The sequence below is a fragment of the Kitasatospora sp. MY 5-36 genome (assembly GCF_001182915.1).
Classification (GTDB): domain Bacteria; phylum Actinomycetota; class Actinomycetes; order Streptomycetales; family Streptomycetaceae; genus Kitasatospora.
This window is the reverse complement of the sequence record NZ_LFVW01000231.1, coordinates 1-16517: the sequence shown is the minus strand read 5'-3', so window position 1 is coordinate 16517 and position 16517 is coordinate 1. Positions and strand designations below refer to the sequence as shown.

The following is a 16517-nucleotide window of genomic DNA, read 5'->3' as shown; positions in this document are numbered from 1 at the left end:
GGGACTATCAGGATTCCGGTGTACGGCACCCGTTTGGTCTAGGTGTTGATCTTGTTGTCGGGTGTGGGCCGGTTGGCTCACACCCGTCCGGCTGACAGGCGTCCGTCGAAGGCGATGTCGAAGGCGTTGAGCGCGCCGAGCCAGCGGTTGCTCCAGCGTTGGCGGCCTCGTCCGGTGGGGTCGAGGGCCAGGGTCGCCAGGTAGAGCCGCTTGAGGGCGGCCTGCTCGTTCGGGAAGTGGCCGCAGGCGCTGGCGGCCCGGCGGTAGCGGGAGTTGAGGCTCTCGATGGCGTTGGTGGTGCAGATGATCTTTCGGATCTCGGTGTCGAAGCCGAGGAAGGGGACCATCTCGGGCCAGGCCCTCTCCCACAGTCGCACCACCGCCGGGTAGTTCGCCTCCCAAGCGGCCGTGAACTCGGCGAAGCGGTCCAGGGCCGCGGCCTCGCCTGGTGCGGTGTAGCCGGGTTTGAGGTCTCGGGCCACCGCTGCCCAGTCCCGCTTGGCGGTGTAGCGGAAAGTGTTCCGCAGCAGGTGGACGATGCACGTCTGGACCACGGTCTGCGGCCAGACCTGGGCGACGGCGTCGGGCAGCCCGGTCAGGCCGTCGCAGACCAGGATCAGGCAGTCCTTGACACCTCTGTTCCTGATCTCGGTCAGGACGGACTGCCAGTACTTCGCGCCCTCGCCGCCGCCGGTGGTCCACAGGCCCAGGATGTCGCGGTAGCCGTCGGCCGTGACACCCAGGACCACATAGACGGGCCGGTTGGCGACCTGCCCGTCGCGGACCTTGATGTTCACGGCGTCGACGAACAGGACCGGGTAGACCTCGTCCAACGGACGGCTTCGCCAGTCGGCCATGCCCTCCAGGACCCGGTCGGTGATCGTGGAGACGGTCTCCTTGCTCGTCGCCATGCCGTAGACCTCGGCCAGGTGAGCGACGATCTCACCCGAGGTCAGGCCCTTCGCGGTGAGCGAGACGACCAGGTTGTCCAGTCCCTCGGTGCGACGCGAATGCCTCGGCACCACCTTGGGCTCAAAAGTCCCGGCCCGGTCCCGCGGGACCTCGACGGTGACCGGGCCGGCCTCGGTCATCACCGTCTTCGAGCGGTAGCCGTTGCGGGCGTTGCCGCCCTTGCGGGCACTGCGGCCCGTCCCCGCGGTGGCGGCCAGGTGCTCGTCCATCTCGGCTTCCAGCGCCTCCTGGAGCAGGTGCCGGGTCAGCTGCTGCAGCAGTCCGCCCTCGCCCAGCAGCTGCATCCCGCCGGCCCTGGCCTGCTCGGCCGCCAGCTCGGCGACCGACGCCACCACATCCGACCCGCCGGTGTTCTTCCTCGGACCCATGTCCAAGGCATCGGCCACCCCCGCCTCCGACGAAACCCTCCCATCCGAAGCCGACCCAATCCAGTGATCCGTCAGCGAGCTCATCAGCGACTCCCTTGAGCAGGGTGTCCACCGAAATTCTGATACTCCCGTACAGCTCGAACGCCGCACCGGGTGCCGCGCTGTAGGCGCCCGGGTCGACGGAGCTGCGCGTCAGTGATCCCACGATGAGCGAGAGCTTGTCCGGTTCGGCCAGCGCCTCTGACCTTGCGCCAGGTCTGACGACAGCTCCAGCTCCGCGGCGGCCTCCGGCAGGTGCGGTTCGGCGAGGGGGAGTGCCTCGATGAGACGCAGCCCGATCGCCTTGGCCTGGACCGACGACCAGGACGTCTCGATGAGCAGGCCCGATTTGACCATGAAGGCTGTGAGCCACCGCACCTTGTCCTTGTTCAAGTCAGGAACCACCAGAATTGGCAGCCGGGCCACGCAACGCTGCAAGCGGGAGGACGTACTCCTTCGCCAGGCGCGCGAGGTGCAGCGGAAGAGGGTAGCCCAGCGGCGGATAGTCGTCGTGGTAACGGAGTTGGTGGGTGAGGGTGGCCCAGTCGAGGGGATTGTCCGGCTGTCCGGACGAGGTGCGACAACCGAGGACCGTGACTTCCAGAAGTTTGGGGTTCCAAGCCGTCGCTCCGGGCACCGTCCGACCTCCCGGGGCCGGAGTGAGCTTCATCAAGCCCTTGGGCCGTGCCGCGCTGGGCGGAGTACTCGTCGTACTGGCGAAGACGCGGTTGTCCGGATCGTCCGACGACGCCCAGACGCCTTCCGAAAAACCGATCCCGGAGGCACCATCGTGGGCGTACCACTCGGGTACTTCGTCCCGGCCGTTATCGTCCCGGACCAAGACCATCCGCAGGTCCTCGCCGTATAGCGAGAGGCGCTGCGCGGGCCCGGAGCCGAAGGCGAGTACGTCGCGGCGGAGCCTACCGTTGCGCAGATGCGGCCAGCACTGCCTGAGGTTGCCCGAGTTGGCCAGCACCAGGGTCGGCCGGTCACGCAGCCGGAAGAGCACCGTACGGATCTCGCGTTCCAGATCGGTGAACGGTTCCGCGGCGGTCCCCGCGAGGGAGAGCAGCATGCTCGGGTAGGGCACCCATTCGGCCCGCTCGGCGTCCCAGCCCTCGACCGTTCCCGAGCCGGCGTCCGTACGCACGCGGACCGCGACCAGACGACGGGCCGAGCTCCGGGTGGGTCCGTCCTTCGTGCAGCGGACCAGCCAGAGCGCGACGTACTGCAGGTTCTTCGGGATGTCGTCGCCCGCCCGGTGAGCGGGCGGGCTGACCGCGCCGAGCTGCCGGCAGGCATCCAGCCAGGTCCAGTTCGCCCTGTGCTCCAGGTCGGCGGCCCCTGGTCCCGGCACGTTGATGAACTGGGTGAGCCGCCCCTGGCGTGCGTGGGCCACACGCAGCGCATGCTTGGGGTCGGAATCGGGGGCCGAGGCGAAGGTCTCCTTCCCCGCGATCTCAGCGATCACGAGGCCGACCCCCTCCCCCTTCCACGGCTCAGCCCCCTCCACCAGGGCGCAGCGCTCCTCGACAGCCTCCGCCAGACGGACGGCGGCCGGGCGCCTACGGTCGCCGGAGAGGACAAGGGCGCTCGCCAGTGCCCCGGCCTGCCTGGTCCTGATCCTGATCCTGATGCCTTCGGCGGTCCAACCGGTCGTGCCGCCCTCATCCGTCCGGCACCCAGGTGTGAGGCCGATGACCGTCGGGAGGGAGGCGAGCAGGGCGTCCCTGGTCTGCGGCGACTGCCAGAGGACCTCCACATCCAGCGGTCGGCCCCCGAGGGCCAGGACCAGCGCCGCCCGGCGGCCCAGGGCCTGCTTCGCGTCCCTGGTTTCCCGCTCACCAGTTCGCGCCGACCTGGGCAGCAGTGCGGGTGTGTTCCGCCGTGTGACCCGGCAGAGGTCCGGCACCCTGCGCAGGACCGGACTCAGCACCTGCTCGATCCAGGCGTCCAGTCCTGCCCTCTCACGGGGCATCAGACCGGCGCCGACCCCATGCGGGCCGAGGACCGGATGGTGGACGATTCCGGCGGCCACGCCCTGTTCGCCGTTGAGCCACTTCTCCGGAAGACCGAACAGCTCCTCCGGCTCAGGGTACCGCGTTGTGAGGTCCAGATCTGGAAGGAGCTTCGCGGGGCTGCTCCGCTTCCAGCCGACGCTTTTCGAACTCCGTTCGTATCCGAGGGTGTTGACCATCAGGCGGTAACCCCGGTCGGGCCCCTCGTGCCAGGGGGGCGGACTGTCGAGCAGGACGGTGGCCCCGCCCAGCTTCCAGCGGGGAATGTCCAGCCGGGTGGCCCAGCGGCGCACCCCCGTGGCCACGTGGACCCGGAAATGCTCGCCGAACGGCGTGGTGTGCACGGTGACGGTCAGGTGGGCCGAGTAGTACCAGGTCTGCTTCCGGTGCTCGTACTGCAGCGGCGGCCAGGAGACCAGGTCGACACCGCCGGTGCCGGAACTGACGACCCGGAAGTGGAGGTTACGGCCTCCGGACTGAAACGGAGTGCCAGCCAACCGGAAGGCCACGGCCTCGGGGAGCAGGTGGTACAGCCTCGCTGCGGGCTCCGCGGTGCCACCGCCGGACACGGTCGTCTCGGTGAGGTCGACGCGTTCGACGTCCCACTCCGGCAGGAGGGGGGCCTCGGGCTCGTTGTCAGCCAGCAGCAACTGCTCCAGGCCGGCCGCGCCGTCCTCATCACCGGAGAGGGTCTCGGCCCAGGTGCCGATCAACGGTGCGAGCACCTCCCTCGGGACCGGCTCGCGTGCGTAGAGCCAGGGAAGGGGACCGTCGGCTCCGGCAGTGCGACCGGTCGCCAGCACACCCGGCGCCCAGGCCCGGAGCAGCGCGTGAAGCCGTCCCGTCGGAAGGTGCGGCCGGTGAGCACCGTGCGCCCCCTGCTGTCGGTGCGTCACCTCCTTCCACAGGTCATCACCAAGCCGAAGGACGTGCAGTTCCTGCTCCCAGGAACCGCGCCCGGGATCGGGCTCGTAGGCGACGGGGCGAATGGCGTGGTACACGGCAATACTCCTCTGGTGGGGATGGGAAGCGGATCGGCGCCGGCCGACTGCCCCTCAGGTAGCGGGCAGTGGCTGGGCTAGGCAGCGACCGAGCATGTGCCACAGCGGTCCGTAGAGGGCCCGGACGATGAACTCCTCGTCGGCCGGAGTCTCACCGTCCCGGAAGTACGGTGCGAGGACTCCGAGAATGCTGTGCAGCAGGCTGGACTCGACGGTGTCCTCCGTTGGCGGGCAGGAGGTCCGGTTCGGCGCGAAGGCAGCGTCGACAAAGACCACCCTGGCTGGGACACCCCCGCGCACGAGCCGGCCGATCACCTGCCAGATCAACACCAGGAGGTCCCAGGTGACCTGCGTGCGGTCGGCCTTGAGCCGGCTCCATGCCGTGGATCGTCGCACCACGTGGTACCAGTAGGACCTGGCCTTCCGGCGGACCGCCTCGACGCCTTCCTCCAGACTGCTTCCGCTACGCACCCAGGCGCCGAACCGGCCGTCGCCCTGGGCCCGGACGATCCAGTCGTTGACCGCGTGCACCGCCAGTGACAGGTCATCCGGGTGCGGATTCGGACGGACGAGGAAGTAGACCGATCCGATGGCCGCCTCGTCCCGGAGGTTGAGGATGTTGTGGCCCCGCTCCACCGAGAGGAGCGGGGCCACCAAGATGTCTGCCCGCAGGTCACACAGACGTTCGACGTCGCCCCGTCGCAGTGTCCGGGCGCGTAGCGCGGGCGATCCCCCCTCCGCTTCCTCGATCACCTCGTCGTCCGAGACGAGGCACAGCACCCTGTCGCGCCAGCGCTCGTTCAGGTTGTGCAGGGTGTCCGCCACCAGCCGTGCTTCGCGGTAGCTGCCCACCAGCAACAGGATCTGATCACGCCCCTGCGGGAGGGACAGCAGTTCCTGCTCCAGCGGCCCGCCTTCCGCAGCCTCCTCCGCTCCTGCACCGAGCCAGGTCACGATTCGGCGCAGCCTCTCCGGCCGTTCGTCCGTGTCACTGCCCGACACGCGCAGGCTCCCCGGCTCGTCGGGGACGAACTCGAAGCGCATCTCGCTCTCCTCGGCAATCCGCTCCATCACCTCCGAGGGTGGTTCGATCACCACGCCGACCGGCACCTGTACGTGGTAACGGCTGGACTCCCCCGCCCAACTGCTGCCCGACAACAGCAGTACATGGGCACCGGGCCGACGGTCCACCGAAGCCAGAGCGGGCATCGCCCGGAGCAGTTCACGCCCCACTCCGGTGCACCGGAAGAAGGTCAACTCACCGTTGCGAACACCCTCACCATCCTCCCCGCGGACCACGAACTGGAAGCCGAGCACGTTGCCCATCGGTGCCTCCGGCACCATCGGGGCGTAGTCGGTCGGCCGCCGGTACATCTCGCTGAATCCGAGGCCCAGAGCGGACTCCACCCTGGGCCACATGGTGTTGATCAGGGCCAGGCGCGGCTCCAGAGCAGCAAGCAGAAGGGTCAGCTCGAAGCGGTCGGCCACGCTCTCGCGCCACTCACCGGGGGTCTGCGGCGGCGGGGCCTGCTTCCCGACCCGCTTGCCGCCACGCTGCCGTTCCAGCCGCGTCCCCTCCTTCACCTGCCATGCGGCGAAGAGTTCCTGGTACTCCTCTTGCTTCTGGGCCATGAATGCTGCGTCAAGCAGCAGCAGAGAGTCGACGACCGCCAGCAGCCGGGTCCGCGTCCGCTCCGGATTCCCGGTGTTCAGCAACTCGTTGAGCAGCACGGTGAGGTGGGAGAAGTCAACATCCGACTGCTTCCCGCGATCGGCGAACGGATCGTCTCGAAATGCCTCCAGCATGCGCTGCCGCTGCTCGGACAGGCCATGGTGCGGATGGCAGGCCCCCGCGTCCTCGGGCACCGGGAAGCGTTCGTCAAGGATGCTCGCCTGAAGTGTCCACGCGCTGAAGTAGCCACGCCCCACCCACCGGCGCAGCGGGTACCGGACGACCAGCATGGCGTGCAGCAGATCGGTCGCCGTCACCGCGGTGTTGAGCGCTGCGCAGAAGAGCGCCACATCACGGTCCGACAGCTGGGTGCGGCCGCTCGCGGCGAGTTCGCGGACCTTGTGCCGACTCAGCAAGTCGATCAACCCCCGGTCCTCGTCGGCGGCCAGCAGCACCGCGGGGGCGAAGATCTGGTCAAGGTGCATCTGAACCCGGTCTGCCTCGTCGATGATCACTAGATCACTACGCCGACACGCCAGTTCCAGGTAGCGGATGCTTTCACCGTTCTGCGGCTTCGGTGGTGCCGAGTCGATCAGGCTCGACAGGGTGGCGACCCAGATGTCCGCGCCGACCAAAGCGCGCGAAGCATGGTGCCTGGGGCAGGCGGACCAATAGGGGCAGGCCAAGCCCTGTTTCTGCCACTCGGAGGACCCGGATCGCCTACTCCTGCGCTGCTGCGGATCGGCCGGCGGACGCAGTCGGCTGCACGGCGCTTCTCCGAAAGCGGGCTGGTCCCCGCCGCGCAGTCGGAGGTTCAACACGCAGGAGGTCCCCAAGTAGGCGAAGGCCGGGTCGTCGTGCGCCAGCAGCCGGTGCTCTCCCCGGCCGGCCAGCCTGCGGTGCAATCGCTGGGCGTGCCGCTCCCGCCCCGACGATCCGAGGACAGGGGCGGCCGCATCGCCGGTGTACCGGTTGTAGAGCTCGACCAGTTTCAGCACCTCGGCCACGTCGGGGACCACCACGGTGGTCCGCCGCCCCTTCCCGGCCAGGTGAACCGCGATGATGTCCCGCAGTGTGCTCTTGCCCGCTCCCACGATGCCGAGCAGGTGCTGGATCCCTTCCACCGTGAACTCGTCCGATTTCCGGAAGGCGCCGAACTCCGCCGTGGACATCTCGAACGCACGGAGCCGGCCCGCCCAGGTCGATTCGCCTACCTCACCGTGGAGGCGGTCCACGGCGTCCATCGCGGCCGCGGTCCGCGCCAACTCCGCCAGCCGGAAGGTGAGTGCCTCCCCCTCGCCCGCAGGCCGCAGGTCGACGTCGTGGGACACGAGGGGCGGCGGGGAGACCTCCGGCAGGTCCACCACCGCCAGAGAACGGCCGATTGGGAAGGCATGCGGGCCCGGGCGGGCCACCCGAGGCTGCCGGCCCGCCAACGGCGGTGCTGCCGAGAGCAGTCTGTCGTACGCCGCCCACCGCCCCGCACCCACGGAGACCTCCTGGCGGACGGCAGGGGCACCGACGGACATCACGTCGTATCCGCGCAGCACCTGGTCCACCCGCTGGTATCGCTCCAGCGCCTCTTTCCAGGCCCTGCCCCGCGCCAGGGTCCAGAGCGAGTACCTGGCCGTCCTGAGCATCCCGTCGGCGCCCGGTGGCAGCGGCACTCGATACGCCTGAGCGAACCCGTACCCGCCGAACAGCACCCATGCCTGACTCGCCGGAGCTCCCGGCATCAGTCGGCGCTGCAAGTGCAGCCCGAGTTCGACCTGGCAAAAGATCTCCGCCGTCCTTCCGGGGAACTGCTCCCGGGCGTGGCACAGAAGATCCTGGATCGTCTCCTGCAGGACCGGTGTCAGAGTACGCATTGACCTCTCCTTCTCGGCTCTGTCTCCTCAACGGCGCATCCGCCGCGCAAGTAAACGGCCAGTCCATCCGGCCCGGTCAGCGCGACCAGTTCCGGATCGGGTAGTGCCCGGGTGAAGGCGGACCGGTACCGAGCCGACCTGGCGATCCCCTCCGGCACCACCACCAGGGCCGGTTCCCTCAGACCGCTCAGCCGGCGGGCGAGCAGAGCGGGCTGGATCCAGTCACGGACGTACAGGTGATCGGCCGTCATCCCGGTGCCGCGGATCCTGTATGCGCCGGCCTCCCCCTGTGCTGCCTCGAGCTCGACCGCCTCGCGGTCCAGTCCGGCCAGGACCTCCTGCTCCAACCGGGACGGGAGCGAGAGGAAGATCCTCAGCGGTCTCCGCAGCAGTTGGACCTTCCCCGGCTTGCGGATCAACTCCATCCGCACCCCGTCCGGGCAGGTCTCGCCCTCGCACCAGGTGTCCGGCCCGGAGACGGCCGTGGCGCGGTCCGGTGTCCGGCCGCCGCCCAGCAGCGCCGGGAGTCCGCAGGTACCGCAGCGGAGCAGAATGCCTCCGACCGTCAGGTACTCCGGCACCGGATGGTAGAGATCCCTGACCCTAGACCAGACCTCCGTGCTCCAGCCTCCACGGTACCGATCACCCTGTCGGACCATCGGATTGAGTGCCAGGAACCGCCGACTCCGATGGAACCGATCCGTCGGACCGCAACGGCCCGCCAGCTCCGCCAGCAGCCTCCGGGCGGCCCCTTCCGGTCCCTGTCCCGCCCCGTCGGAGGAGAGCTCCAGGCACATGCGGGTGGGCATCAACCCAACGGGGTGGACCAAGGTCGCGTCCCGTGACACCAGCGTCGGCGGGACGGCGAACAGCCGGTCGGCCGCCGGCCGGGAGCGACACCACTCAAGCAGCTCGGGCAGGCCCTTCGGAGGCTCCAGGCCACGATCGATGCAGTGCAACACCGTCCGATCCAGCACGCGCTGGGCTGCGTACGGGTAGGGAAGTCGGAACGAACCGTTCCCGGAGCGCTCTCCCAAAGCACTGACGACCGCGGCGAGTTCCCGGAACAGCTCAGGCCCGTCCGGCGTCATCGGGCCACCGGGAAAGCCGGCCCGCTGGAGCACCAGCGCGCGGTCTCACACCGGTTGCAGGCCGTTCCCGGGCTGGGCGGGTAGTCCTCGTCCCCGATCCATGGATCCACCAAGTCCTTCACCACCCGCCCTGCTTCGGCCCGGATCGCAGGGTCGAACGGGTCGACGAGTTCAAGGTCGGCCCCGCCCGGCCGGAGCACCTCAAGCTCGATCCGTGCCCCGCCCGGCCTGCCGCCCAGGTCCTCGCGGGCCAGCAGCAGGACGGCCAGAGCCAGCTGCGGGTAGTGCTCCAGCAGCGACCGGACGCCCCGGTCCCAGGTCGTGCTCTTGGTCTCGCGCCACACCCAGACCCCGTCATCCCGGTAGAGCAGGTCGGGCCTGGCGACCACCACCACCTCGGCCTCGGTGTCGTACCGCACCACTCGCGGCTCGCTGTGGACGTCGCTGGCGTCCCGCACCAACCGCATCGGGCAGACCGCGGCATGGCCGCGCAGCAAGGCCACTCCGAGGGCCCGCTCCTGCTCCGGCAGGTGGAATCCCTCGGGCACCCACTGTTCGGGGACCTTCGCGGTACACGGACGCGGCCGACTGCCCTCGTGACGTGCCGCGAGGTAGGCGTGCAGGGCGCGGCCGCGCTCAGCGGCAGCAGATCGGTCGATCCCGTCCTCCGCCGGAAGGTGCAGCCGGCGCATCTGGTCGCGGGCCGGACATGCCCGGTGGTTGCGGCCGTTGGTCACGGACCACCAGCGCCTGGTCCGCCCGGGGCGGTCGGCCTCAAGCAAGCCGGGGGCCCTCCGCAGCACCGGGCAGGCGGCTGTGTACGGGCAGCTGGCACAGACCGCACCGGGACGGTACTGCCGCCCGTCCAGAAGCTCGGCCAGCGCGGTGCGACCGTGCAGCCGGTAGAAGGCCAGCGCTTCATCGCGACTGCCTTCGAAGACCGTACGGGTCCGCCCGTCCAGCAGAGCGAACTCGACGATCCGGACGCGCTGAGGCCGGGGCCCCGGGGCTCCCTCGGCGAGCACCAGGGCGGCAGCGGCTGCAAAGCCAGCCGGTGGCGACAGCTCTGCCAACCGGTTCACCGGCAGACGCAGTTCACGCACCGATCCGTCCGTGGACTGCAGGCAGCGCCCCCAGACGGTGAGTTGGTACTCGCTGGCCCCTCGGGAGTCGGCCTCCGTCACCGCGTGGCTGTAGCACCAAGGGGTACTCACCTCCGCCATCGGGAAGTCCGGGTCTTCCGGGAAGGCCGCCGCATAGGTGCTCAACGCATGCGCCGTCCACTGCTTCAGGCCGTCATGGCCCGGCCGTCCAGGAGAATTTTGGACGGCCGGGCCGCCGGCCTTACCACTCCGGGCATCGCAGGCGGCCATGAATGGACCGAAGGCGAACTGCTCAAGCTTCTCCTGAGGTTGACGGACAGCCGGTACCAGGCAGTAGGAACGCGCCTTGAGCGCGTCCGCAGCCGGACAGCGGTACTCACCGCCCTTGAACATGCCGATCGAGACCTTGATGAGGGGGGACACCCGGACGACACCGTCCGGGGGAATCCATGGATCGGACACAGTGACTCCATGTCTCTGGGAACAGAAGGAAGAACGTGGCGCGGAAGATCAGGGAGTTCGGCGACATCGAGGACCACTACGAGGTGCTCGACCACATCGGCCACGGCGCCCAGGCGGACCTCCACCTCGGCCGGGACCTGGAGACCGGCGAGTGGGTGGCCGTCAAGGTGCAGCGGGAACGGGAGTTCGAGTCGACGCGGACCTTCGCCAGCCTGGCGCGCACCATCAGCCGGGAGGGGCGGGCCTACCAGCGCCTCATCTCAGCAGGCCCCTGCGGCACCTTGCGGCTGTTCGGCGCAGGCGACTACCGAGGTCACCGGTGCATCGTCCTGGAGTACGTCGACGGTGACCTGATGTGGGACGTGATGAACGAGGACCGGCCGATCAGGGAGGAGCAGACCGTCGCCTCGATCATCGGCCAACTCTGCGAAACCCTGCACGACATGCACGACCGTGGCTTCGTCCACCGGGATGTGAAGCCCGAGAACATCATGATGGAGCCGGACGGGCGGGTGAGGCTGCTCGATCTCGGGCTCACGGTCGGTGTGGGGAAGCGCGCGCCCCGCGGCTGCGGGACGATCGGCTACGCCCCTCCCGAACAGCTCGCCCCGGCCCCGAACGGCGTGTCGGCCCGTGCCGACATCTTCGCTCTGGGCTGCCTGCTCTTGGAGATGACCGTCATCGCCCTTCCCTACGACGGCTGCCGGGAGGGCATGACCTGCGAGCACCCGATCGTCCTTCCTCCGCACAAGCTCGACCTCCTGCCGCCCGCGTTCGCGAAACTCGCCCTCTCCATGGTGGAACTCGCCCCAGAGAAGCGCCCCGGGTCGGTGCGCGAGGTCTACGACGGTCTCCGTCACCTGCTGCCCCGGGTCGGGAGCCGCCCGCCGCTGAAGCCGCTCAAAGCGGCCGATCCGACGGAGTACTACCGGACCCGCTCCCACCGTTGGTGACGCAACCGTCACCGCAGTGACTCCAGTCGGACGCGCGCATCAGCGAGGTCGTCCTCCGCCCCCATCTGCTCCCGGAGCACCACCACTCGTTCCAGCGCCACCACCGCTTCAAGGGGCCGGCCGAGAGGCACCAGGACGTCGGCCAGGAGCCACAGCGCCCGGGCCTCGTCGACCCACGAACCCAGCTCCCGGTAGATCCCGGCCGCCTCCTCGTACAATGGCGGCGCCGTCTCCCGCTCCCCCAGGGAGAATCGGATTCCGGCGAGGGTGCGCAGCACATCGGCTCTTCCGCTATGGTCCGCCGTCTCACGGACCAGCTCAAACGCCTCGGTGCAGAGCCGGAGGGCTTCCAGGTGCTCGCCTCGGTCCTGGTGGATCGTCCCCAGGCCGTTCAGCGCCGCTGCCACCCCCGCGTCGTCACCGAGTCCCCGGTACAGCTCCAGGGCCGACTGGTGGGCTCGCTGCGCATCCGCCTCCATCCCTTGCTTGCGCCGGGTGAGGGCCAGCGTGTGCTGAGACCTGGCGAGGCTCAACCGCCCGCGTGCGCTGCCGTCCTGCCCGCTCAGCATGACCGCACGCAGGAGATGGCCGGCTGCCCGGAGGAAGTCCCGCTGGTGCCAGCAGGTACCAGCGCGCATTCGACAGATCATGGCCTGGTCGACCGGGTCCGCCTCGCACCTCTCGGCGGCCTCGGCGGCCAGGCCCAGAAGGCGCTGGGCGTCGGCGAACAGATGTCGTCGCCACTGGTAGGTGACCAGGACCATCGGCAGCAGCCACGTGTAGCGCAAGCACGAGCGGTCAACCGCCAGCTCGATACCGCGGACGAGGGTGTCGTAGTCCTGGTCGAGTGCCTCCAGGGCCTGGCTGAGATCCGCGGGTGAATCCACCATGACGTCCTGCGGCTCACCGACCGGCAGCCACCTCTGCCCGTCGAGCCACTGGTCGCAAGCCCAGGCGTTCTGCAACTGGTGCTCCAGAACCTGACGGACCGTGGCCTCCTCGAAACCGGAGCCCGGAACGAGCGCTTCGGGGTGCACTCGCTGACGGGCGAAGGTCCGCAGCAGGCTGTGAATGCGATAGCGATCCGACTCCACCTCCACCAGGTGGAGGTCCAGCAGTTCCTCCGCCGCCCGGTCAGGGTGCGCGTCTTCGCCTGCCCGGCCGAGATCCAGCAGCGCGGCTCGGCTAATCAAGGGGCCGGGGTGCAGGGCCAGTTGCCAGAGCAGGCACCTGGCTGCCTCCGACAGGGCGTTCACCGAGCAGGCGAACGCGGCGTGCACCGACAGCTGCGTCGGAAGATGCTCCAGTGCTTCGAGTCGCTTCTCCTCCTCCTTGAGCTGGCGACGCAGGTCCTGGATAGCCGCGACCGGATGCCCCCTGAACCGCTGGACGGCAATGGTCAGCGCCAGCGGGTGTCCGCCGCAGAACTCAACGAGGGCCTTGACCTCCTGGCTGGACTTCCGGTGGTCGGCCTCGGGGATGTACTCCTGGAGCAGGGCCGTGGACGTCCGATCGTCGAGCGTGCCCAGCGTCCAGGTCGCCACCTCGTGCCGGCTCTGCAGGTCCACCATCCGCCGGTGGCTGGTGACCAGCACCGCACTGCTGCCGGTGCCGGGGAGCAGCGGCAGGACCTGGGCGGCATCCCAGACGTTGTCCAGCAGGATGAGCACCGACCGGTTCGCCAGCACCGACCGCAACGCCACGCTCTTCTCCGCGAGTCCGGACGGCGACGTGGGCAAGGGGAACTCGGCCAGGAACCGATCGATGACGTACTCGGGGTCGGCGCACTGCTCGGCCTTTCCCTCGGGGCCGCCGAAGTCGGCGTAGAGCGCCCCGTCAGGATAGTAGGGGCGTAACCGGTGCGCGACATGGTTTCCCGCGAGGCTGGTGCCGATACCCCGCATGCCACTGATCGCGGCCAGGACGGGCCTGCCCGGCTCCTGGCGCCGCACCGTCTCCACCACGTCGCTGATCATCTCCTCCCTTCCGAGCGCCGCGCGCCCACGTGGTGGCAGCTGGTTCGGGACATCGACCGGTCTGGGTCGAGAAGCGACGGGCCGCCCGCACAGCCGGTCGATGATGTCCTGCAGGACGTCATCCAACCGCCCGCGGAACTTCTTCATCATTCGCTTGATCGCACGCTCCCGTTCCGCCAACGGCAGCCTGCCCGCATGCTGCTCCAGATAGCGCCCGAACAGCCAGGACTCCTCCGGAAACTCGCGGTGCCACCGGGCCGACTCGGTGTGAAGCCACTCCTCAAGGCCCGCACCGTACGCAGCTTCGAACTGGATCCGCAGCGCCTTCAGCCACTCTGCCCGCAACTCCCTTCGGCACAGTTCTGCCCACTTACCCGTCAGGCCGCTCAACGCCTCCCCCGCTTCGGGCCACTCCGCCAGCGCCGCGGTGACGGTCCTGAACCGGTCCTTCCCGTACTGGCTCTGAGCGCTGGCCAGCAGATCCCGGAATCGGTAGAGGTCGATCTGATCCCTCGACGCTTGAAGGGAACACATCCCTGATCCGTGGGCCAGGAATTCCCTACCTCCCAAGGCCGGGCGCAGATCCGACACTGCTCGGTGGAGCCTGCCGGGTGAGAACTCCACTCCGGGCCAGAGGCAGCGGAACACGTCGTCCTCGCGGCACTGGCCGTGAGGCGAGGTCACCATCAGGGCGAACAAGGCGGCTGCTTTCTTGGTGCCCCTGATGACCGGACCGTCGGACAGCGGCGAGGGCTTGACCGCCACCACTCCGAGCACGCGTCCATCCATTGTTCGATTTCCTTCGCTCCACAGCGACCCCTTCGACCGGGCCTTAGATACAGAGATCTGTGCGTAGCCGACCGACGGTTTACACCGATGTGCTCCTACGCGCCCCTCAGATGCGCCTCAGAACTCCCTCAGTTCCACCCCCTACGGCCTTCCTTTCCCTCGGGCAGCATCAAGTCGGTCGCTGGCCGAACCGGCTGCGACAGCTCGACCGCGGAATTCCATGAACAACGGAGGACGAATCCATGAGTAACCGCATGCCCGCCCGCCGAGGAGGTCGCTCCAAGCGGACCTCTGGCGGGTTCCCACCCACCCGCAAGCGCCGTATCCGCGAGAAGGAGGTGCCGCCCATGCCGGCCGCCCTGCCCGAACCGACGCCGGACCACCCGGCACCGCCTTCGGTCTAGACCCGGCGGCCCTACCAGAACGGGTGCCCACCAACAGGTGGGCACCCCCGGAAGGACCTCGTCCTTCTGCAGTTCAGGTTTCCCGAGTTCACGGGACGGCACGCAGTACCACTGCGTGATACGCAGTACCACTCCTCACCAGGGCGGCGTCCGGACGGATGCCAAGAGAGGATCGCACCTTGAGCGTTGCGACGACCAGCAGCATGTTCAACGCCGTAGCACGACACTTCGAAGACCCCCGGGCCACGGAGGCGCTCCACCTGAGCGTCCGCCCGGACGACCGGGCACCAGTTCTCCTGACAGCCGCCCAGGCGTGGGAGGCCCTCTACGGGCCGACCTCCGACCCGGCCCTTGCTGCCCCCGTCTGGCGAGCCGCGCTGCATGCCGCCCGGAGCACGGACGCGTCCGCCGAACAGTGGCAGCTGCTGCTCATCTGGTTGGCCTCGCCGAGGCTGGCCGGCACCGTCACCCGCATCTGCCGCCGCCTGCGCGCCGACCGGGCGGACCTGGAGGCGGAGATGGTGCTCAGCCTGCTGGAGGGCCTGCAGACCGGTGAAGACAGGTCGGTGGATGACCTGCTCAGGGCCGCACGCACCCGAGCGTGGAATCACGCCCGGGCCGGAATCAGGGAGACCACATCCGCCGCTCTGGAACACCTGGCGGACGACGTGGCGACACCGGACGACGACCCTCACGAGTCCGACCCGGCCCAGTCCCTCCGGATGGAGGTCACCCGGTACGGACAGACCGACGGACTGCGGGCCGAACTTCGCTTCACCATCTCTCCCGGCAGCCCGGGCTACCAGGCCCTGAGCGCGCTCGAAGAGACGACCGGACAGCGGGGGTGCCTCCGCCAGGCCCAGGACGCCGGTCGAAGGCGCCACCTGACCAGCGGGCGCTCGCCCCGCAAGGCGGTGCGCCGATGAGCTCGGACGAGCGGACCCCGTTGAGCTTCGTAGAGGCGTTCGACCTCCCGGTCGTGGTCAACATCCCGACGGCGGCCAGGGCGCTGGGCATCTGTCTGGCCACCGCGTACCGGCTCGCCCGCGAGGGCGTCTTCCCCTGCAAGATCCTCCGCATCGGCAACAAGTACCGGGTGCCCACCCTGGAGCTGATGCGGGCCATCGGCATGGACGAGCGTGCCATGTACACCTTCACCCTCGGAGTGGACGAGCCCTAATCTCGCGAGGGGGCCTGCGGAGACATTCGTCCGTCTCCGCAGGCCCCGGGCGCAAAGGTCGAGTCAATGCTCCTGGACATCGCCTTGCACCTGAAGTGCTGCCAGAAGGCTGTCCAACTCTTCGGTCACCACACCTCCGGATGCTTTACATCCGCCCTACACGTCCGGTGATAGCGCTGCATAGCGCCCTGCGGCAAGCAGCAAACGCCCCTGATCACCATTCGGTCCTTCTCAACGCATCTCATCTGTTGAAGGCCCCGCATGTGCACTGGTTGTGAAATGATCTTTCAGGAGCTCGCGTTTCCGCAGGCCACGGGCATGTTCGAGCTCTACTACGACCTGTAGGACCCTCGTCGGCCCTCGGGTGCGGAACAGGGACCGGTGCCGGGCGGCGCCGGTCCCTTTCGGTTGTGAGGGGGCGGCCGGTGGGGTGGGAAACGGGGTTGCGGGGGTGGGTTGGATGGGGGGATGGGACGCAGGGTGAAGGTGACGCCGACGGTGTACGTGTCGGTGGACGTGGAGGCGGACGGGCCGATCCCGGGGCCGTACTCGATGGTGAGCTTCGGGGCGGTGGTGGCCGGGTGGCACGACGGGGAGGGGTTCCGGCGGGCGGGGGCGGGT

10 protein-coding genes are annotated in these 16517 nt (G+C 69.0%); 3 read left to right on the top strand and 7 right to left on the bottom strand.

From position 1 onward, the window contains the following. Window positions 1–77 precede the first annotated feature (77 nt). From AE652_RS17010 to AE652_RS16985, 6 genes are all read right to left on the bottom strand, one after another. Window positions 78–1358, bottom strand: a complete 1281-nt coding sequence (locus AE652_RS17010; protein ID WP_199823100.1) for an IS256 family transposase — start codon at window positions 1356–1358, stop codon at window positions 78–80. 174 nt (window positions 1359–1532) lie between these two features. Beyond that, window positions 1533–1772 carry a hypothetical protein gene (locus tag AE652_RS17005; RefSeq protein WP_159028466.1) on the bottom strand — a complete coding sequence of 80 codons (240 nt, stop codon included), beginning with the start codon at window positions 1770–1772 and terminating at the stop codon, window positions 1533–1535. 1 nt (window position 1773) lies between these two features. Then, window positions 1774–4398, bottom strand: coding sequence for a pPIWI_RE module domain-containing protein (locus AE652_RS17000; RefSeq protein ID WP_049652258.1), 2625 nt, complete (start codon window positions 4396–4398; stop codon window positions 1774–1776). Between the two features lie 54 nt (window positions 4399–4452). Then, window positions 4453–7938: a hypothetical protein gene (locus AE652_RS16995; protein ID WP_049652257.1), complete on the bottom strand. Its 3486-nt coding sequence runs from the start codon at window positions 7936–7938 to the stop codon at window positions 4453–4455. Next, the gene (locus tag AE652_RS16990; protein ID WP_159028465.1) at window positions 7926–9029 is read right to left on the bottom strand and encodes a hypothetical protein; all 1104 of its coding nucleotides are present in this window, start codon (window positions 9027–9029) and stop codon (window positions 7926–7928) included. Before AE652_RS16990 ends, AE652_RS16995 begins: the two co-directional genes overlap by 13 nt. Beyond that, the gene (locus tag AE652_RS16985; protein ID WP_234348411.1) at window positions 9026–10555 is read right to left on the bottom strand and encodes a PD-(D/E)XK nuclease family protein; all 1530 of its coding nucleotides are present in this window, start codon (window positions 10553–10555) and stop codon (window positions 9026–9028) included. Before AE652_RS16985 ends, AE652_RS16990 begins: the two co-directional genes overlap by 4 nt. A 74-nt stretch (window positions 10556–10629) precedes the next feature. On the opposite strand from AE652_RS16985, the gene AE652_RS16980 reads away from it, so the two are divergent. Beyond that, window positions 10630–11547 carry a serine/threonine-protein kinase gene (locus tag AE652_RS16980; protein ID WP_049652253.1) on the top strand — a complete coding sequence of 306 codons (918 nt, stop codon included), beginning with the start codon at window positions 10630–10632 and terminating at the stop codon, window positions 11545–11547. Window positions 11548–11555: 8 nt separating this feature from the next. On the opposite strand, the gene AE652_RS49230 is transcribed toward AE652_RS16980, so the two are convergent. Beyond that, the gene (locus AE652_RS49230) at window positions 11556–14312 is read right to left on the bottom strand and encodes a tetratricopeptide repeat protein (RefSeq protein ID WP_049652252.1); all 2757 of its coding nucleotides are present in this window, start codon (window positions 14310–14312) and stop codon (window positions 11556–11558) included. 583 nt (window positions 14313–14895) lie between these two features. Here AE652_RS49230 and AE652_RS45100 point away from each other — a divergent pair. Continuing rightward, window positions 14896–15642, top strand: a complete 747-nt coding sequence (locus AE652_RS45100; RefSeq protein ID WP_049652250.1) for a hypothetical protein — start codon at window positions 14896–14898, stop codon at window positions 15640–15642. Further along, complete coding sequence (locus tag AE652_RS16965; RefSeq protein WP_049652247.1) at window positions 15639–15896, top strand: helix-turn-helix domain-containing protein; 258 nt, start codon at window positions 15639–15641, stop codon at window positions 15894–15896. Before AE652_RS45100 ends, AE652_RS16965 begins: the two co-directional genes overlap by 4 nt. Window positions 15897–16517 lie beyond the last annotated feature (621 nt).